The 20,962-nt window shown below is 29.1% G+C and carries 18 protein-coding genes; 13 read left to right on the forward strand and 5 right to left on the reverse strand.

All coding sequences use genetic code 11. From position 1 onward, the window contains the following. Window positions 1–15 precede the first annotated feature (15 nt). Both QEJ31_RS07595 and QEJ31_RS07600 read right to left on the reverse strand, forming a co-directional pair. Entirely contained in the window at window positions 16–999 is a 984-nt protein-coding gene (locus QEJ31_RS07595) for a sugar phosphate nucleotidyltransferase (protein ID WP_280593181.1), read from the reverse strand. Between the two features lie 17 nt (window positions 1,000–1,016). Further along, window positions 1,017–2,162, reverse strand: a complete 1,146-nt coding sequence (locus QEJ31_RS07600; protein ID WP_280593182.1) for a phosphotransferase — start codon at window positions 2,160–2,162, stop codon at window positions 1,017–1,019. 136 nt (window positions 2,163–2,298) lie between these two features. Here QEJ31_RS07600 and QEJ31_RS07605 point away from each other — a divergent pair, with 136 nt between their 5' ends. From QEJ31_RS07605 to QEJ31_RS07635, 7 genes are all read left to right on the forward strand, one after another. Beyond that, complete coding sequence (locus QEJ31_RS07605) at window positions 2,299–4,782, forward strand: hypothetical protein (RefSeq protein WP_280593183.1); 2,484 nt, start codon at window positions 2,299–2,301, stop codon at window positions 4,780–4,782. Between the two features lie 126 nt (window positions 4,783–4,908). Further along, window positions 4,909–6,027, forward strand: a complete 1,119-nt coding sequence (locus QEJ31_RS07610; protein ID WP_280593184.1) for a tetratricopeptide repeat protein — start codon at window positions 4,909–4,911, stop codon at window positions 6,025–6,027. A gap of 26 nt (window positions 6,028–6,053) precedes the next feature. Beyond that, window positions 6,054–7,862, forward strand: a complete 1,809-nt coding sequence (locus QEJ31_RS07615; RefSeq protein ID WP_280593185.1) for a CHASE domain-containing protein — start codon at window positions 6,054–6,056, stop codon at window positions 7,860–7,862. Then, on the forward strand, window positions 7,859–8,218 hold the full coding sequence (locus tag QEJ31_RS07620) for a response regulator (RefSeq protein ID WP_280593186.1): 360 nt from the start codon (window positions 7,859–7,861) through the stop codon (window positions 8,216–8,218). The genes QEJ31_RS07615 and QEJ31_RS07620 overlap by 4 nt, the downstream gene beginning before the upstream one ends. Window positions 8,219–8,222: 4 nt before the next feature. Continuing rightward, entirely contained in the window at window positions 8,223–8,939 is a 717-nt protein-coding gene (locus QEJ31_RS07625) for a response regulator (RefSeq protein ID WP_280593187.1), read from the forward strand. 9 nt (window positions 8,940–8,948) lie between these two features. Beyond that, entirely contained in the window at window positions 8,949–9,665 is a 717-nt protein-coding gene (locus tag QEJ31_RS07630) for a response regulator (RefSeq protein ID WP_280593188.1), read from the forward strand. Beyond that, window positions 9,662–10,873: a CDC27 family protein gene (locus tag QEJ31_RS07635; protein ID WP_280593189.1), complete on the forward strand. Its 1,212-nt coding sequence runs from the start codon at window positions 9,662–9,664 to the stop codon at window positions 10,871–10,873. The genes QEJ31_RS07630 and QEJ31_RS07635 overlap by 4 nt, the downstream gene beginning before the upstream one ends. Here QEJ31_RS07635 and QEJ31_RS07640 read toward each other — a convergent pair. Then, on the reverse strand, window positions 10,868–11,938 hold the full coding sequence (locus QEJ31_RS07640) for a SurA N-terminal domain-containing protein (RefSeq protein WP_280593190.1): 1,071 nt from the start codon (window positions 11,936–11,938) through the stop codon (window positions 10,868–10,870). The genes QEJ31_RS07635 and QEJ31_RS07640 overlap by 6 nt on opposite strands. A 202-nt stretch (window positions 11,939–12,140) precedes the next feature. Between QEJ31_RS07640 and QEJ31_RS07645 the strand changes: the two genes are divergently transcribed. Then, entirely contained in the window at window positions 12,141–12,593 is a 453-nt protein-coding gene (locus tag QEJ31_RS07645) for a hypothetical protein (protein WP_280593191.1), read from the forward strand. 5 nt (window positions 12,594–12,598) lie between these two features. On the opposite strand, the gene QEJ31_RS07650 is transcribed toward QEJ31_RS07645, so the two are convergent. Continuing rightward, the gene (locus QEJ31_RS07650; protein WP_280593192.1) at window positions 12,599–14,530 is read right to left on the reverse strand and encodes an exonuclease domain-containing protein; all 1,932 of its coding nucleotides are present in this window, start codon (window positions 14,528–14,530) and stop codon (window positions 12,599–12,601) included. A gap of 84 nt (window positions 14,531–14,614) precedes the next feature. After that, a complete protein-coding gene (locus QEJ31_RS07655) occupies window positions 14,615–15,556 on the reverse strand; it encodes an MBL fold metallo-hydrolase (protein WP_280593193.1) in 942 nt (313 codons plus the stop codon). Window positions 15,557–15,725: 169 nt separating this feature from the next. Between QEJ31_RS07655 and QEJ31_RS07660 the strand changes: the two genes are divergently transcribed. The 5 genes from QEJ31_RS07660 to era are packed head-to-tail and all read left to right on the forward strand — an operon-like array spanning window position 15,726 to window position 20,932. Continuing rightward, window positions 15,726–17,561, forward strand: coding sequence for a DUF6178 family protein (locus QEJ31_RS07660; RefSeq protein WP_280593194.1), 1,836 nt, complete (start codon window positions 15,726–15,728; stop codon window positions 17,559–17,561). Between the two features lie 9 nt (window positions 17,562–17,570). After that, a complete protein-coding gene (locus tag QEJ31_RS07665) occupies window positions 17,571–18,050 on the forward strand; it encodes a hypothetical protein (RefSeq protein WP_280593195.1) in 480 nt (159 codons plus the stop codon). Between the two features lies 1 nt (window position 18,051). Continuing rightward, on the forward strand, window positions 18,052–19,146 hold the full coding sequence (gene mnmA / locus QEJ31_RS07670; RefSeq protein WP_280593196.1) for a tRNA 2-thiouridine(34) synthase MnmA: 1,095 nt from the start codon (window positions 18,052–18,054) through the stop codon (window positions 19,144–19,146). Next, window positions 19,146–19,973, forward strand: coding sequence for a ribonuclease III family protein (locus QEJ31_RS07675; RefSeq protein ID WP_280593197.1), 828 nt, complete (start codon window positions 19,146–19,148; stop codon window positions 19,971–19,973). Before mnmA ends, QEJ31_RS07675 begins: the two co-directional genes overlap by 1 nt. Next, a complete protein-coding gene (gene era / locus QEJ31_RS07680; RefSeq protein WP_280593198.1) occupies window positions 19,970–20,932 on the forward strand; it encodes a GTPase Era in 963 nt (320 codons plus the stop codon). The genes QEJ31_RS07675 and era overlap by 4 nt, the downstream gene beginning before the upstream one ends. Window positions 20,933–20,962 lie beyond the last annotated feature (30 nt).

Here is a 20,962-nt window from a genome sequence, read left to right on the forward strand (position 1 = left end):
TAGTCCTTCCATCATCTATATAATAAAATAGAAGTAATTATCATCTAAGTTACTGCTCGAATTTTTAAAAGTGAATAAATTATTACTCGTAGCAGATTTAAATTTTAAGATTACTTTATTTTTTATATTTGTTTCTTTCAATGGAATTAAATTATTTTTTAAATCTTCTGGTATTGTTGAGTGAAAAAAATTTATCACTAAATTATCATTTAAATATTCAAAATTTCTATGGATTTTTGAGAAGAAATTTATACAATTTAAATAATCAATAGGCGTTCCGATATCAAACCAGTAATTGTTTTCAGGATAATTAAAATTCATTATTTTTAGTTTTTTTTCAAGAATTTTTCTATAAATAAGGTTTATACTAGAGGATTTTTCTATAGAAGTAATTTCTAATATTTTATGTGAAATTATTTGATGTGTTGTAAAAACAGAAGAAATGCATTCATTTTTATTTATATAGTTTTCTCCAAAACCAACGATATAATTCCCTGTTTTATCCAACCAAGTTGCATCTTTTCTAGTATAGTTTAGTTTTTTTGTGGCCATTAATGCTAATGATTCAGTTTTTTTTTGCTCCCACTGAAATATCATTTCTTTCAAAGGAAAATCTGCAGCAATATCTCCGGATACTACTATTGCATCTCTTTTTAATTTACTGTTTTCTGTTACTTCTTTATAAATTCTAGTGATCCCACCACCTGTATCAAGTAAATCGTTTTCATGCCAAAATTTAATACAGTTTGAATTATAGCCATGATATTCTGCTGCTTTAATTAATTCTTCTTTCACTTGTTCAGAAAGATAATGAGTATTACAATGAATTTCTTTAAATCCGGCTTTTAAAAATATTTCAATTGATAAGAAGGCGACTGGTTTATCGATTATTGGACAAGTTACTTTTGGGAGATAATTTGTCAATGGTTTTAGTCTAGTTCCAAATCCGGCACATAAGACTATGGGGATATATTTTTCATTTTCAATTTTATAATTCATACTTTACCAAAATAAACCTATTTAAAATTTTTTATTTTTTCATTTAATATTTCTTCTAGTGAACCATTATATAAATCATAAAGAAGTTTGAATAAATTTGGAAGCATTGCCTTTATATCAGTCTCTTCGTGAATTTGTGCCTCTTTTGAGCATAAAATACTCAGAGTTTGTCTTACATATCTCAAATAATTTGGTTTATTTTTTTTAGTAGCCAAATATCCAAAGCTTCCAATTGCTTTAATATTTCTTTGTAATCCCATTAGAAGTAATTCAAGGTTAAAACTTATGCTAGATATATTATTTAAATTATTTTTTTCTCGAATTTTATTAAGTTTTTCAATATAGTAATCATACAAATGCTTTCTGGTTTTCCAAGTAATTTGTACGTAACTATCCCGTACTAAGCTGACAACATCGTATGCATGTGGACCCATTCTCGCATCTTGGAAATCAATCCAGTACAAATCTTTATCTTTTAACATGATATTTCTGACATGATAATCTCTGTGACAAAGTACTCTTTCACATGAATCTAATTTTTTGCATAATAATTTTAGGTCTTGATAAAGGTTGATGTACTCAAGATTTTCTTCAGATACATTTAAATTTAAAAAACCATTAAGAAAATGGGTAATAAAAAAATTCATTTCGTAGTATAATTTTTCATAATCAAAAAATCGATTGATAGCAGGATGATCTATTTTTACTTGAGGATATTGAGCTTTTATTAAAAGATCTAATGCTTGTTTATAGTAATTTATAGCCTGGTTACATTTATGATCATCAATATCAAGAATTTCATCATTAATAATTGAAGTTAGAAATATATCGCCAAGATCTTCAGTCCAAATACATGAATTAGTTTCGTCGATTTCTATAATTTTAGGAACAGGAAGCTCCATTTTTGAAAGGGCGTTGTGCATTCCAATCCAGCTAATAGGGTCTCCTCCATATCCACCTTCCCATTTAGGAAATTGCATACAAATTGCGCTAATTTCTTTATTTATAAGACGAAAAAACTTTCTATCACTAGCATCACCAGCAATTAATATAAGAACTGGCTCTTGAATCGTATGTATTTGATCGGAATTTATAATTTTAAAGTCTTGAATTCTAAGCATAAGCTGTTCCGATTCTAATGGAAGTGTGAAAGTTCCTGACATTATTTTTCCTTAAATTTTAATTCTAAGAATTGAGATAACCTAATAATTAAAGAAAGTGATCTCATCTTTTAATTGTGTTATATAGGTGTGTATTTCGTCAACCCTTGTTCAAGATTTCCTGATGAAAGGATTTGTGGTGTCATTTATTTCAGTTCGAGGAGCACAAGAACATAATCTAAAAAATATAGATGTTGATATTCCTAAAAATTCTTTGATAGCATTTACAGGAGTTAGTGGTTCTGGGAAAAGTAGTTTAGTTTTTGACACTATTTATGCAGAAGCTTTTAGAAGATTTGTAGATTCAACTCAAGCACCTGTTTACATGCTAGGTGGAGCAAATTGGAGAAAATCAGCTCGTGCTAAATTTAGTTCGATAAAAGGTCTTCCTCCTGCTCTGGGTTTATCACAACGACAAGGGGTTGCTGGAAAATTATCTACAGTTGGCACCATTATTGGCGTAACTGATTTATTTAGAGTTTACTTTGCAGCTTTTGGAGATGTTTTTTGTCATAATTGTGATATTCCTTTAAAATCAATATCATTTCCTGAATTAATTAATAAAATATTTACTGATTTCTTGAATAAAAAAATTTATTTTATTGCACCAATATGTGAAAAAAGAAAAGGTTCTTTTACTAAAGAAATTGAAAATTTCAAAGATTTAGGATACTCTAAATTGAGAATTAATGGTGAAATGTATGATTTGCAAGAAGAGCAAAAAAAATTCAAAATAGATGCAAAAAAATTAAATACTATAGATGTTGTCATAGATTTTGTTAATATTTCAATAGAAAAAAAATTAAGAATAGAACGTAGTATTTATCAAGCATTAGAGCATGGAAAAGGAATTTTAAAAATAGAGTATCTAGAGGAACAATATAAATTTAATACTAAATCAAGCTGTCCTCAATGTGGTGAAAGTGCACCAAAACTAGATCCTCGTTACTTTAGCCACTCTTCATTGGGTAAATGCAAAAATTGTGAAGGGGAAGGATCTGAAAAAATTGGTTTGCCTTCTGATATATTTCCTTGCAAAGTTTGTCAAGGAAGTCGCTTAGATTCAAATATTCCTATTGTAAGAATTTGTAATACAACCTTTATGGAACTACATAGAAAATCTTTTCCTGAATTATTTTTATTTGTTTCTACTCAATTAAAAGAAAATGCTGGAAATGATAAAGCAAAATTAAAAGTATATTTAGAAATTCAGAGACTTTTAAAAAGTATGCATTTACTTACACTTGATCATTTAGTTTTAAATCGTTCAGGAAATTCTTTATCACCAGGAGATTTGCAAAGATTACGTCTTGCGTCAATGATTTCAAATCGATTAAAAGGAGTCCTTTATGCAATCGATGAACCCTGCCAAGGATTAACTGCGGAAGAAGTTAAGCGGCTAGTTTTTGTGCTGCAAGAACTTGTAAAAGATGGCGCAAGCATAATATCCGTGGAGCACCACCCTGTATTTTTATCTTTTTGTGAGAAAATTTTTTTAATGGGCCCGGGCGCAGGTGTGCATGGTGGACAAGTTGTATCCAAAGCCACTGCCCCTGAGGGTTTAGCTGATACATCTTTATCACATAATTATGAAAAAAATTTATCCAAATTTCTACTTCAAGAGCAAGGGACGGAGTTATTATTAAGGAAATCCAAGGGGAGAATTTTAAATCAAAATGTTGATAATTCATCTATAAATTCCTCTATTGAAAACTCTTCTATACATTTTTCGGAAATTGCTGTAAGAAATTTAAGTCTGAATAAAATCTTGATAAAACAAGGTATTATAAACATAATTCGTGGAAAATCAGGTTCTGGGAAGACATCGTTTACTCAACTTTGCCTCATTCCTTATTTATTATCTCTTGGAAAAATTAATTTAGAGGGGGATGATTTTTCAGATATTCCATACAAACTTTTCTGTAAAGTTAAGGATGAAGGAGATATTTTAGTAAACATCGTAAGTTATGTTAAGCCGGGGAGTATTACGAGAAGTTCAAAACGTTCAGTGGCTTCTGCATTAGATGTTATTAAACCGATAAGAGATCTTTTTACTAAAATTCCTGCGAGTCAAATAATGGGACTAACTGAAAGTCATTTTTCTTGGAATTCAAAACTTGGTAAATGTGAATACTGTGAAGGAAAAGGTTATAAAGAATTACCTCAAAGATACTCTGAACCGGTACGTATAGAATGTGAAAATTGTTTAGGTGCTAAATTAAATCCAAGAAGTTTATTACCAAGATTTAAGGGATTAAATTTAGCAGATATTATGAATTTAAGCCTAGATCAAGCATTAAATATATTTGAAAATCACAAATTAATTTCATCTAGAATTTTTAAAGCCTGTCAATTTGGATTGGGATATGTCAGATTAGGTCAAGGAATGGAAACTTTAAGTGGTGGAGAAGTCCAAAGATTAAATTTGACTCTTCATTTAAAAAGGTCAAATTTGCATGGGGCTTGGTTTATATTAACTCATCCGAGTACAGGATTACATGCTCCAGATATTGAAATCTTAGGAAATTTAATGAAAGTAATGACATCAAAAGGGGCATCTTTTGTATTAATAGAAAATAGAGAAGAATTTCTCCCATTTTCACAGCACATAGTGGAATTTTAAATATTTATCCTTGCATTTTTTTCTTAGAAAAAATTTTCCCAAAAAATATATAACATTACCTTAATAAATTTTTTTTTATATCAACCGAATTTGAAAAAGGAGCAAACTTTTGCTTTAGGAGTTAACATGCAAAAAGATATTCAGTCATTTGATGTAAAATATTTAGAAAGTGCATCGAATTCATTTTGGAGAGAAATTAATCCTTCAGCAAAATCTTGTATTTCACTAATTAAATTACTGGAAATATATGCATCCCATGAAGAGTGGGAAAAAATTATCAATCTATCCTCGAGAGCAGTACTACATTTAACAAAATTTTATGACAGAGCTGATTTTTATCATATCTGGATTTGTGCATTGAAAGAAACATTTGATCATGGAGCGTTAATTTCTCTTGGAAAACATTTACTAAAAATGAGAAATTATCATCCTGTTTTCTTATCACTGGCACTTATTGCCTTTCATTTTGCATCATGTAGTAAAGTAAGTTTAAAAATATTTAAGTATTTAAGAAATTCTAAAGGAGTTGAAAACAGATTTGCTTTTGAAGCTTGCGGATTACTATTAGCCTCTTCAAAAAATTCAGAAAATATAAATAAAGGTATTAATTTAATAGAAAAAGTTTGCCAGGACAAAAAAGCAAGTTACTTTACTTGGAGAAATTACTTAAGAAAACTTTCTGAGAATAATCTAATAGAAAAAATGAGTGAAACTTATAATCTAATTCATGAAAAATTTCCGTTTGCACAAGAACCCTATTTAGTAGCAGTATTAATATCAATGTATGAAAAAGATTGGAATGAATCAATAAGAATTTTAGGGCAAATTTTGCGGGATAATCCAAAAAATACGAATGCCATACTTGCGATGGCAGACTGTTACCTTGAAAATGGAGATTTCATAAAATCTTTGAGTCTGCTAACACTAAAAGAATACCTATTCTTAGATAATGATTTTGATTATCATCTTTTATTAGGTAAATCAATTAAGTACATTATAGAAGGTGAATATGATTCTAATCTTTATGAAACTGCTTTTAGGCATTTAAATAAAGCTATAGCTATTGCAAAATCCTTAAATTTAAATTCAAGTGAACCTGAAAAAGAAATTCATAGCCTTAAAATTTTAAATAGTATTAACACACAGAAAGAAGCAATTATTGAAGAGGACAACATTATTAAAATTCATGCTGAAAATAACGCTATTGATTTGGAAAAAATGTATATAGAAAGAAAAGTTAGTTAGTTTTAAAATTTATGATGAGGTAAATTGTGATTTTTGAGTTGATTAAATATTTGAAAAACATTAAAAAAAAATATCTTTTAATACCTTTTTTTGTTTTTTTTCTTTTACTAATAGTAACAATTTACACTTGGAATGAAACAAAAAAAAATAGCTACTATTATTCTTCACTGCAATTTGATGGAATTGCAGAAAAAGCAAATCTAGCTTTAATCAGTCAAATGTTAGCATATACTCAAGTTTTAATAGGAGCGAAAAGTTTTTTTTATACAAATAATAATAGTGTTACTAGAGAACAATGGAAAAAATTTATAGAAAATCTTGATTTACAAAAAAGTTACCCAGGAATTCAAGGGATTGGAATAAATAAATTTGTCAAAAAAAATGAAAAAGAAAACCATATTCGTGATATTAGAAGATCTGGTTTTCAAGAATACAATATAAAACCACCTGGAGAAAGGGAAGGATATTTTCCTGTTGTATATATTGAGCCATTTATAAATAGAAATATGCGAGCTTTTGGATTCGATGTGTTTTCTGAAACAATAAGAAAAGAAGCTATATTAAAGGCAATAGATACTGGACAAGCTTTTGCAACTGGAAAAATAACTTTAGTACAAGAAACTGGGAAAGATGTGCAAAATGGTTTTTTGGTATTCTTACCACTGTATAAAAATTATGAAATACCAAAATTAAAAGAATTAAGAATGGATTCAATTTATGGTCTAGTTTCAGCTGTTTTTAGAATGAATGATTTAATTCAAGGTATATATAGCGAAAAATTTGAAAATTTTAATTTAAAAATATATGATGGGAATTCAAAAGAAAAAGTAAATCTATTGTTTTCAAATTTAGCAGAGAACTTTAACTCAAAATCTGAATTTAAAAGAGTTTTTATAGAAGATATAAATAATCACCCTTGGACGGTTGAATTTAGTTCAACAGAAGCTTTCGAAGATTTAACAAAAAGTGGAGTATCACTGCTTTTACTAATTTCTGGAATAATTTTTTCATTTTTAATTTCAATAATTATTCTTTTTTTAATTAGCTTATTTGAACAAACTAAAACAGTACTCCAATCAAATAACGATTTAAAAAATACACAAATGCAGTTAATTCAATCAGCTAAATTTGCCGCTTTGGGTGAAATGGCAGGTGGAGTGGCTCATGAAATAAATAATCCTTTAACTGTAATTAGTGGTAAAGCGTATAAGTTAGTAAGAATGGCTAAAAAAAATCAGTTAGATATTAATATTGTCGAAGAAAATGCAGTAGCAATAGAAAATATAGTTAAGCATATTTCAAAAATAACGCTAGGGCTGTTAACATACTCTAGAGAGTCAGAAGAAGATCAATTAGAATTTGAAGATATTGATAAAATCATTGAACAAGCAACAATTCTTTGTAATGAAAAATTTAAAAATAACGGTGTTCAACTTATTATTGCAAAAAATTGCCAAAGTAGTAACATTTATTGCAGTGGTATCCAGATTTCCCAAGTATTACTAAATCTTCTTAATAATGCATTTGATGCAATAAAAAACTTAAGTAATAAATGGATTAAATTAGATGTTATTGACGATAGTAAAAATATTTTTTTCCGAGTATCAGATTGTGGCCCCCCTATTCCCGATGATGTAAAAGAAAAAATAATGCAGCCTTTTTTTACAACAAAAAAAATTGGTGAAGGAACAGGCTTAGGTTTATCAGTTAGTAGAGGAATTATTGAAAAGCATAAAGGGGAATTTTATTTAGATAAAAATGTTAAAGAAACAACATTTGTAATAAAGCTACCAAAAATTGCGGAAAAAAATATTAAAATTGAGGATGCTTCATGAAGCAAGTATTAATAGTAGACGATAATAAAGATATTGTTGATGTAATTAAAGAAGAATTATTTGAGAAAAATTTAGTAATAATTACATCAAATAATGGGAAAGATGCATTTGAAATAATAAAAAATAACAGTATTGATTTTGTAATTTCTGATATTAGAATGCCAGATGGAGATGGTGTAGAATTACTAAGAAATATAAATAGTCTAAAAGATAAAAAACCAAAAATTATATTAATGACAGGTTTTGCTGAGATATCAAAAGAAGAAGCTTTAAAAAATGGATGCTATGCATTTTTAAAAAAACCACTTGATTGGGAAGAACTTTCAAACCTTGCAGATAAATTGCTGAAAGAGTAGAATTATGAGTGATTTTAAAACAGTTGTTATAGCAGATGATGTACCTGATATTCGTGAATATCTGAAAGATATTGTCGAAGAAATGGGGTTAACTACTATTTGTTGTGCAACGGGAAAGGAGCTAGTAGATGTCATAAAAAATGAAAATCTTACAAAAGATCTTATATTTTTAGATCTTTCTATGCCTGAAATGAATGGGTTAGAAATTTTAAAAATAATTCCAGAATATAAACAAAAACAAAAATTTAAAGTATGTGTTTTAAGTGGTCATAAAGAACAAAAAATAATTGACAAAGCATTGGAATTAAAAATTGATGACTATATCTCTAAACCATTTGATAGAGATATTTTAATAAATAGAATTAGAAATTTACTGGGAATAGACAAATCTTCTATAGTAACCTTTGCCTTTGCTAAGGTAGAATTTAAATGCAAAACTTTAAATTTACCTGCTGTAATTGAATTTTCTTTAGTGGGTTTGTCTGAAGAAGGGACTATAATAGAAAGTCCAGTTAATTTTAAAGAACAATCTATTCTTTCTTTTTCTTGTAGTGAATTGCATAAAATTGCTAATATGCCAAAGGATGATTACAAAATAAAAGTTATGAAATCTGCATTAAAAAAAGACAATATTTATGAGGTCACAACGGTATTTGTAAGTATGCCAGAATTTGTTGCGCAAAGAATCAGGTCATTTGCAATAAAAAATGTAAAAGTATAGGATTATTTTGTGAGAAATGATAAATATATTTACATAATTGATGATAATGATGAGTATTCTCTATATTTAAAAAAACTTCTTGAAAATAATGGTTACAATTGTATTCTTTTTAAAGATCCTACAGAATTTTTTTATGAGCTAGAAATTAAAATAATTAAACCAGATGTTATTTTAATTGACTTATCAATGCCTGAAATAAATGGTTTAGATATAATAAAATATTTGAATTCTAGTAAAACCCTAAAAAAATTAAAAAAAGTAATTGTTAGCGCTAAAACAGATTTAATGACTAGAGATGAATTTAAAGACATAACTTTTCTCTCTAAACCAATTAACGAAGATAATTTTATAAATAAAATTGATAATATGACATTAATTAAAAGAGAAAATATAAAAATTATAGAAGAAAGTAGTAGAGAGTGCCAAATATTTTGTTTTTTAGAGAGTTCTTCATTTTACAGTAAAATTGTTATAACTAAAATGTTTCCTAGTAAAGTTGAATTTTTATCTGACATCAAATTTCACTTTGGAGCAGAATTAAAATTTCATTCAAGATCATTTTTTGATATAACAGGAGTTAGTTGTGATTTTAAAATAAAGATTAATCAAATAAAAAAAAGAGATGAAAAATATATTTGTGATGGAGAACTTATTTTTGAAAATAAAAATGATTATGAAAAAATCAGTAATTTTATAAATGCTAAAAATATTGGTGTTGCTTCATGAGTGATATTGAAAAACTCAGTATTCTTTTAATTGATGGAAATTCTGAAAATAGAAGTTACTTCTCCATGTTTTTTTCTAATTTAATAAACAAATATAATTTTATAACTGCAGAAAATATCCAAGAAACACAGATGGTGATTAATGCAAGTAAATTAGATGAGATTCATTTTGTCATTTTAAATAGTCAATCTAATGAATCTATTCTATGTACAGCATTGACTATTCTAAAAAATCACCCTTCTTCTTTACTTGCAACAATTATAGTAATTTCTGATAATTTAGATAAAGAAACAGAATTTTTATTAGGAGAGTTTTCAGTAGCAAAAATATTTGCACAAGACTTTGATGCGCAAGACGTTATTAATTTAATAGAAAAGGGTTTTGAAGAGAAAAACAAAAACTTATTATTCAAAGATGAGTTAGGAAAATTCTGTCAAGCTGTTTTAGCAAAAGATATTTCTACATGCTCAACACTTTTAGAGAGTAAGAATTTTTCAAAAATTGTAATGAACTCTATCGAAACAATTCATTACTATGGAGAATATTTAATTCTAATTGGAAAGTATGATCAATGCATAGAGGAAATGGAATTATCTTTAGCAACAATAAATGAAGGAGATATTAATAATTTTCAAATATCAAATATTTTAAATTGCAAAGCAAAAGCATTGTGTTTATGTAATCAATATGATGATGCTTTAAAAATTTATCAAGAAATGTCTGAAAAAAGTCCTAAAAATTTAAATCACAAAATTAACTTAGGTTCTGTTCATGTTGCCAAAGGAAATTGGAAATCAACTATAGAAATTATTGACAATGTATTAAAAATAGATCCTAAAAATAAAAATGCAAATTTATTAAATGCTCAAGCATATGCTGGTTTAGGTGAAATTGAAAATGCAAATTTATTTTTGGAAAAAGTTGCTGGAACTATAGAATTCCATTCAATAGCAAGTTTTTTTAACAATCGAGGGGTTGCTTTTGCACAAAAGAAAGATTTCAAAAAAGCTTTAGAATTTTACAATAATGCGTTATTTTTTACAAAAAACGATATACATAAAATTCAGTTTAACATTTCTCTTGCATTAAAAAAGCAAGGAAAATTAAAAGAAGCTGGAAAAATATTAAATAAAATTAAAAATACAAAATTTTATAAAGAAAAAATTAAAAGCAGTAAAATAGAAGTAGATAGTTTTGAAAATTTATAGTCTTGTAAATTTAATTGGCCTGATATTTGCCTTTAATTTAGTTCTTTCAGCTTTTAAATATTCGCTAAGTCTTTCATTGAACTTAATATCCTGCAATTTATTTTTCCAAGTATTAAAATTTTTCTGGAATTCATTATCAGCAGTTAATTCCACTCCTAAATATTGAAAGTAAAACACAGAGCTACCTAATACAATAGGACCAATTATATCATTAACGTTTATATTCATGAGTTTAGTTCTTACTTGCTCAGGTAGTTCATGAATAGGCTTTGGAGGTAATAAGCCCCCTGTTTTTTCAACATCTGATGCCATGGAATATTGTTTAACTAACGCAGAGAAATCTGATTTTTCAGATATTTTTTCATTAACAATTTTAACTAATTTTGAACTTAAAATATCATCTTTTTCATTGTCAGGTATTTTTATCATTAAACTTCTAAGTTTTATAGTACTTATTTGTTTAATACTTCCTGTTTGCTGTATATAAAAACTTTTTACTTCTTCTTCACTAACATTAACTAGAGGGGTAATTACTCTGGCAATTAAAGATTGTTTTAAAATTTCAGTTTTAAATTCTTTTCTGTAGTCTTCTACTGTTTTTCCTGATTTTTCTAGTTGTTCCTTTAAATCTTCTTCAGAAAATCCTCTTTGTTTTAAAAATTCATTAATTCTTTGGGATAATTCATCTTCTGGGATATCAATACCAAGTTCAAGTGTTTTTGCTCGCAGAACTGTTTGATTTATTAATGAATCCAATACCAGGTAAGCTTGTTGGGTAGACATATTACCACCCACTAAAAGACCATTTGGAAGAAGTTTTGTTTGTCCATTGGAAGCAATAAATATTGCCTGCTGCAAATCGCTAAGTAAAATAACTTGATCTGTTATTGTGGCTAGAATTCCATCGATTGTATTTGATTCAAATGGTTTATTTGGTGCAAGTGATGTAATAGTTTGTGATGGAGTAGAATTTAAAGGACGAGTATTAGTTGATGTACAGGCATAAAACATGAAAATAGACTGCAATGATAAGGCAATAAAATGTTTTTTATTAATGAATTTCATGAAAATCCCCAAAAGAAAAGGCGTGTTGGAAAAACACTCCCAAGTATTTAGTTTCTTAAACTATTACATTAGAAAAAGCAAAGAAGAAGTAATTTTTAATTAAATACTTATGTATTAGTATTATAAAGTCTTTTAATATCATGCTTGTTTTATGTTTTTAAATTAAAAATTCATTTTATCCGATATGTAATAGGAGGATGAAATGAGGGTAAATGTTTTTTCTCCATTGTCTTATACTTGGGAGAAGTTTGCTGAACTACAGCATCAATATGCAATGTTAAGAAGACGAAGAGATGTTAGGCATGCTGATATATTGTCTGAGCATAAGCTAAAAGAGATGTACGATGATAAAGCTACTTCTAAAGAAATAATAAGTAGAAATATTTTTAAAAATATTTACTTAAAAAAATTACTTCATAAAATAACAATAAAAAGAGAAATTATACGTGAGCTTAAAAGAATTAAATTTGAAAGAGAGTTTTTAGAAAATTTAAGAATTGTTGGAAATAAAATTAAGGAACATGTTAAAGATGTAAAATATATTCATAAAGTTTCTTTAGATAAATATATTCATCAAATGAGAATAGAACAGGAAATTCATGTGCAAAAGGATTTAGAAAAAACTGTAGGCAGAAAAAAGCACGAGAAATTTTAATTTTATTAAATTAATGAAGTATTATATAAACTTTCAAGCTCTAAAAAATCGATCCATTCACCTTCACCTTTTCGATTATGTAACCAGTATGAAAAAAGTTCCATATCAGAACAAACGTCATCTGTGAAAACAATAGGAGATAAAAGAGAATTTATTTCATCATAATAGTTTTCAAATAATCTAGTAAAATATCTAGAACTTTTTAGTCTTTCTGCTTGCTCAAAAGGTAAACGGGTTTTCTTTGCAACTCTTCCATTAACAATGATTGCTATATCAAATTCTTTAAAATCATTATTTGAAATTAAACACAATCCTGATTTCGGTTTTAAGCCGACAATATTTTGGTTTATTTTTTCTTTGATATATTTAATTTGTCTTAGTAAGTTTAAATTTCTAAGCCATTTTGAAAAGTTTTTTATAGCTTTCGTTTTTTTACTAGATTTTTCAATGCGATAAATTTCTTCATCTATATTTCCATTTAATAAGGAAATAATAACTCTTAAATGAGAAAATCTTTCATGCATTGTGTAAGTATTGTATTCAAAAGGAAAGAAACTTATTAGTTCTAGTAATTCTGCTAGTGCTACTTTAGGTTGAGGAAAAGGGCCAAAGCAGTATCCAATTCCTTCTTTTAAGTGTCCTATTCTAACATGTGATTCATTGTCAGCATTACGAAGTCTTGATAATTTAAATTTTTCAGATTTATAAATAGAGGAAATTTTCCTAGTTCTAGTAATAGGAATTACACTTTCATCTTGTTCTCCAAAAGTAACATAAAGGTTACTATTGGTTTTATTTTCATGGATATATGTTTCATTATCATCAAAATCTTGAATATGTAATTCCCCTTGCTGAGGAATTAAAAAAGGAATTTTTTCAGGAAATACTTTTGAATATTCAACCATGTCATCAGGGATAAATATTTGTAAAAAGTTTTCACTTCGGCTTTGGCTTTTTCTAGGATCAATGGATAATGAAATTCGTTTTAATTCCTTTTTCTCTTGAATTAATGCTTCTAATAAACTAGCGCATCTTTCAAACTTAAAGCCTGAAGCATCGACAACTATTTTATTCATTTCTTTATCTTGACCAATTTCAGTTAATAACTGTAATGATTTTTTTAAATTTTGGCTGGCTGTTAAATAAGAAATTTCATGATGAGAATTTAAAACAAAAAGAATACCAGGAGTTGTTGGTATATTTTCTACAATTGCAGGATTAATTCCCGGTCCTAATTTTCTTACAGTTTCTGCATCAGATTGTAACTTTAGAATATCATCACAAGATTTAAATCCATTTTTTTCACAAACTTCAATAATTTTCCAAAATACGTTTGCTGTCATTTCGGCGTCTGCTAGAGCAGTATGAGCATCTAAAACAGGTATATTAAAATATTCAGCAACTCCTGATAAAGTTTTAGATGGAATTTCGTTCAAAATGTTTGTTACTAATATATGCGTACAGAAATAAAAATTTTTGAAATCTTCATTTTTAAATTCTCGCATATGATACGCTAAATAAGCTATATCACCTTGAGCTCCATGTGCTACTATAATTGAATTTCCTACAAATTTGATGAAATCGTCAAATACATCTTTGATAGTAGGGGCTTTAGATACCATTTCATTATTTATTTTTGTAATTTTTTGTACAATGCTTGGAATGTGCCTTTTTGGATTAATTAGCGTTTCAAAACGAGCGACTTCGACACCTTGGCTGTATTTTATAGCTCCGATTTCAATGATAGAACTATTATATGGATTTCCGCCAGTAGTTTCTAAATCAAAAAAAACAATGTCCATTTGTGAGGGCAAAAGATTTAACCACTGAGGTCTATTTGGATTACTAATGATTTCAGAGGGTAGAGAGGATTGGTCTCTCCTTGGTGGTTTGTAATTGAATTTAAATGGGCGATTGTTCTTATTTTGAAATGTCATTTGATATCATTCCAGAGAATTTAATAATTATGTATATCGCTAAAAGCAAAATATAGCACTCAAGTGATATTATCTCCCATAATATCACTTGTCAGTCAATAACGTTTGTAATTGACTAATGTTCAGGGTTTGGTATTCAGCAGACAAAAAACTATTTTTGAAGATGGATTGAGCTTCAGTTAGGATTTTATTTTCGAGATATTCATCACTACTTGATGGATCGTGATGATAAATTGCATAATATTTTACATTAGAATTCTTAGCAATACTAGCACCAGCTTTGGCAGTAGAATGCCCCCAACCAACAAAATTTTTATAGTTACTATCAGAATATGTAGTATCATAAATTAACAAATCGGCATTCTTTATAAATTTCTCTAATTCAAAGTCTTTTATGCTACCATGTTCGTGGTCAGAAGCGTAAACAACACAGTTTTTCTTATGAAAATCCCATACTTTATAAGCTAGAGCTTCTTGAGGGTGGTTTAGAGCTTGAATTTCAATCGAAATATTATCAATTTCTATTGATTTTAAATTATTTAATTCATGAAAAAATATTTTATTTAAAGCTGGTAATTGATAGAATTCTACAGGAAAAAAAGGGGCTGAAAAAAATTTTTGAAATATTTCCTTTAAAGATAGACCAAATTTTGCCTGTCCGTAGATATTGATAACGCAATCATTGCGGAAAAAAGGAATGAATTTTGTGAGGCCTATCATATGATCATAATGCATATGGCTCAGAAATAAATGAAATATTCTATCCCCTCGTAATAGGGCGTTTTCAGCGCACTTTATAAGTCCAGTGCCAGCGTCTATAATGATGGCCTTAGAATCCTTATCATTAATAGATAAAACCTCAACGCAAGAGGTATTTCCTCCGTATTTCAGCATTTTATCGTTGGGGATAGGAATGGTTCCTCTAGTACCCCAAAAAGTGACATACTGCTCATAGGTAATAGGAGTTTCTTTTGTTGTATTTCTGCTGTTAATCTGATATTTGACCCTATTATGGACTTGGGCCACATTTTCTCCTTCCTAAATCAATTATTACATGCTACGGCACAGAATGTTTGAAGTTGATACCTAGGCTTTCTGTCCTATTCTAATAAAGATGTGATATCCACTTTATATTTAAATACTCTAAATATTAGACTGCCTGTTTCTCGGTATTTAGGTCAAGGAGTTGGAAAAAATGTTCATGGTTTACACGCCAAAAAATTTGTCTGAAGAGATGGAGTCTTTAAGGCTTTCTCAGAATTCAAGCTCTTTACAGAAGATAACACCTCAATCTGCTTGGAAATTATTGGAACCAGAAAATCCCTTGGCTCCAGCTGTATTAGATGTAAACTGGCTTATAACTCAACCATTGTTACCATTTTTAGTTCAAGTTGCCCCAGCACATCTTATTTTTAGAAGCATTATGGTTCAAGGGATGGAAGATTCTCTAGAAGTTATAGAATGGATAAGAGGTGAGCAATTACAGAAGGTTCTAGATTTTGATCTTTGGCAATCTCCTTTAGAGCACAGTTCTGGAGAAATTTCTTTTGCGAGAGCTGTCTCATGGATTAGAGCTTGGCTCGAAATAGGCTCAAATTTTGCTGCAAAACGGTTTTTTGAATTAGACGAAGAAACTATTGTACTAGTTTTATCAAAGCTTTTTCAAATTGTCCCTGAGGGTGTTGGTATTATTTCTGAGGACATCCGTGAAAACTGGCTTAAAACTATGGATAATAGGTTTTATTTACAGATCAACGACGAAGATTCTGAAACTTATGAGATATTAAAGCCTTTTATTGACGATTTATACTCCTATAATCCTAGAATAGCGGCTTCTACTTTTGCGCATGCAGCCATGCTAATTAGGCAAGAATCCTTGGCTGATGGTTTAAAATGGAAAGAAGCGAGATTATCCGATCAAGGATTTGTATCAAAAGAAGATGCGCTAGAAATATTAAAACCAAAAGATTTTCTTGAGTTAAAAAAATCATTAGCTTTTGAAATTGAGTTGGAAAAGAAAAAACAAGAAGTTTTAACAAAATATCCAAAGAAAACTTTAGATAGTGCAAATATAAACTATGACTCAGAAGTAACAGATCAAGTAGTTCATTTTTTAGGTACTTTAGAACCAGAAGATGGTATACGCTATATGCAATTGGCTTTGGGAATGGATGAATTAAAAAAGATTTCAGGCTCAAGCAATATAGATCCTAGTTACTTTTATGAAGATGAAGACTTTATTGCTGAAACTGCAGAAAAAATTGTAAACTTATGTAATAAAATTTTAACTAAAATTGAGTTTCATAAGGTTAACACAAAGCAGGCTTACGAAGCTTTACTTATAGAAGAAGTGTTTGCTTACATTGTAAAACAAAATATGCAACAAGCAATGCTATTAAAAGAAAGAATAGCTAGAACATCTAACGTAATTGTATCGGCTTTTATGCAAAATATTGATAATCAATCCATATCTTATGCTTTGCAAGTTGAAAGAGGAGCTTTGAACATTGGGCTACAATATATGCTACAAAATAAATCAGAATTTTCTGTTTTAGATGGGAAAATATTGCCAGATGTTGAATTAGCTGCTTACTTTATAAGCACAGTAGGCCCTGAGTTCGTATTTCATTTGGGCTGGAACATGATTCATTCTATACCGAAAGAATTGAGTAAAGAAATTCTTTTTCTTGATGCAGCTCATGAAAATTTGAGAAATAAGTTAAAAACTATTCAAACAATTAAAATGTCTGATGGAACAGAGTTCTCTATTGGTCTTGATAAATTAGTAGAAAAGCATAGATTTGCTGATGTAAAAAAGTGGTTATCTAGTATTGAGGGACTTTTACCTATTGAAATATATTTAGTTCTTGAAGGTTTTTTTGATAGAGTTCCAATGCTCTGTGAGTTAATTACTACAAAAACTAAATTTTCAAATAAACTATCACCTACAACAAAACCATTTGAAACTTTGCAAGAGATAAATATGGCTAAAGAATTTATTCAGAATATTGGTTATAATTTTGGGGTATGAAAAAAATATATGCAAAAACTATCTTATTTAGATGCATCAAAAACTAAACCAATTTGGGAAATAGAAGAAAAATCTAGAATTGAAATTCTCTTAAATAAAAAGCATTCATTGTATCTTGAGAATGAAATATTTACTTTAGAAGCCGAAAAAACAAAGGAACAAATTCAAATAAAAATGTCTTTAGATAAAAAAGATAATTCTTTTCATTATCCAATTGAATGTGTATATATAAAAGAATCATTTGATGAAAATGAGCAAGAAATTGCTTTAAATATAATAGATTATTTAGATCTTTATTGGGGTAATTACTTTAATGAAGAAAGAAATGTTTTTATTCCTATCGATTGGAGTAAGCATGAATTTGAAGGAAAGTTTTTTTATTTAAGAGGATTTGTAAGAAATTTATCTTTAGAAAATGAGGCTGATGCTTTCTTAAAAAAGTATGGCCTTGGCGAATACGACATACATTCAATAACTTCTGAGACGTAATATGAAAAAAAGAGTTCTTGTCGCAATGTCAGGTGGCGTTGATAGTTCAGTAGCAGCAGCTTTATTAGTTGAAAAAGGATATGATGTTATTGGGGTAACAATGCAATTATGGGATTATTCTCTGAATGAAACCAGTTGTGATCCGAATAGTAAATTTGATACATGCTGCAGCTTAGATGATGTTGCAGATGCAAGAATGGTAGCTCATAAATTGGGTATTCCTTTTTATGTTTTTGATTATCAAGATGACTTTAAAGAAAATGTAGTTGATTATTTTACCGATGAGTATCTTAAAGGTAGAACACCAAATCCATGTGTTGCATGTAATACTTTTCTTAAATTTGACCATTTATTGGATAGAGCACAACGCTTAGGATGTGATTACGTTGCAACAGGACATTATGCGAAAATTGTTTATGACGATGCATATGATCAATATAAATTATTAAAAGGCCTTGATTCTCATAAAGATCAAAGTTATTTTTTATACTCTATGACTCAAGAAAGACTAGCAAAAGTATTATTTCCATTAGGTGAATTAACAAAGCCAGAGGTTCGGGTCATTGCTGAAAAATATGGTTTGATAAATGCTTCAAAAAAAGAAAGCATGGAAATTTGTTTTATTCCAAATAATGATTATGCAAAGTTTATTGCAAATAGAGTCCAAGAATCTGATTTGATTAAAGGCTGTATTAAACATGAGGATGGTCAAATACTTAGCGATCATGATGGGATACATCAATTTACAGTAGGGCAAAGAAAAGGATTGAAAATTTCTTATCCTAGTCCTCTTTATGTTACCCGGATTGATTCTGAGACTGGGACAGTTTTTGTAGGTGAAGAAAAGTATCTTTATCGTACAGGTTTTTCATTCAAAAAATTTCATTCAATTCGAAATTTGCGAAACGAATCACAATATGAAGTAAAAATTCGCTATCGTTCTACGCCCTGTCCTGCTATAATAGATATGAGCTCTGATAAAGTTACTTTAAAATTTATATCTCCTCAAAAATCTGTAACACCGGGTCAAATTGCTGTTCTATACAAGGATGATGAAGTTCTTGGTGGTGGATTTATTGATAAGGTTTTTGAGTAATGTTAGAGAAGCGTCTCTCCTTATTAAAAATTCATTTGCGTGAGTTTAACTTTAATAAGTTAAGTAAAGTGTTTCCGCAAATTGAAGCAAATATTGACAAATTAGGTGAAATTCAAGGCCATCGTTATGTCGACAAGAAATTAGCTGCTATTTCTTTAGTTCATCGTTCATCGTTAGTTTATTGGCCTAATGATAAATCAGGAATTTTTTCAAATGAAAGACTTGAATTTCTAGGGGACGCTTTTTTAAGTTTCTTTATAGCTTCAGAAGCAATGATTCAGCACAAATCGCTACAAGAGGGCGATTTATCAAGATTAAGAGCAGCTATTGTTGGAACAGAAAATTTAGCTTCAAAAAGTCGAGACCTTGGTGTAGGTGATTGTCTCCTAGTAGGAAAAGCTGAAATGAACTCTAATCCTCAAAGAAGAGACAACGTTTTAGCTGATGCTTTTGAATCAATTACAGCTGCTCTTTTGTTGGATGCTGGTGAGGAAAAGGTTCATTCTTGGTTATTAAAAGTATTTGCAGAAGATATTGAGGAAGGTCCCAATATCCTGCTAAAATTCGATGCTAAAAGTAAATTACAGCAGTGGACTCAGGGGATTATCGGAGTACCTCCAGTTTATAAAACCATTGGTACTGAAGGAACGCCCCAAGAGACGTTTTTCATTGTAGCTGCCTTTATTGGGAATACTGAAATTGGTCGGGCTGTAGCGGCTAGCAAAAGGGAAGCAAGTAAAAAAGTGGCTGAAAATATCGTTAATAAAATTGAAACTGGAAAATTAACAAAAGAAATGGTTATAAGTTTTTTTGGAAGGGAAAAATGACAAAAAATTGCGGATATGTAGCATTATTGGGGCGTCCTAATGCAGGAAAAAGTACTCTTTTGAATGCCTTATTAGGAACAAAATTGGCTGTTGTAAGTAACAAACCTCAAACAACACGGAATAAGATTTTAGGAGTTTGCTCTGAAGGAAATAATCAAGCTCTACTCTTAGATACCCCTGGGATACACAAATCTGAGAATCTTCCAAAAATGAATCAAGTTATGAATAAAGTAGCATGGAGTGTTTTAAAAGATGCTGACTTGGTTTGTTACTTGATTGACGTAACAAATGGCTGGCATGAAGAAGATACCCTTTGGCTAGATGGAATTTTAAAAAAGTTTGAGAAAAAGCTTCTAGTCCTTGCAACTAAAACAGATAAGGTTAAGATAGAGGAAGTAGAGCACGGAAGGCAAAATATTGTAAATCGATTTCAAGACCTGATTGAGGGTGTCAAATCAGCATCTGAATTAAAATGCCAATTAATTGGAGAAGTCCCATTAATGGTTTCATCAAAGCGACCTCAAGAAGTTGCGTCGCTAAGAAATTATATTTTATCTCAGATGCCTGAAGGTGAATGGCTATTTGGTGAAGATGATCTCACTGATAGGTCACAAAGATTTGTCTGCGCTGAAATTATTCGTGAACAAATTTTTCGTCAATTAGGTCAAGAGCTTCCTTATAAAATTGCAGTCGTAATCGATCTATTTGAAAACAAAAATAATGTTACAAATATTTCTGCTACTATTGTGGTTGAACGTGATTCTCATAAGGGAATTGTGATAGGTAAAAAAGGTTCTAGACTAAAAAGTATTGGGACTGATGCAAGAATTTCTTTGGAAAGACATCTTGATAGAAAGGTGTTTTTAGAACTTTTTGTTAAAGTTAAATCTGGTTGGACCGAGAACTTAAATATGCTTTCAGAATATGCTGATTTGCAAGATCCTAATGATGTAAATTAATTAAAAGCTTACCATCTAGGAACTATTTTC

The sequence above is a fragment of the Pigmentibacter sp. JX0631 genome (assembly GCF_029873255.1).
Classification (GTDB): Bacteria; Bdellovibrionota_B; Oligoflexia; order Silvanigrellales; family Silvanigrellaceae; genus Silvanigrella.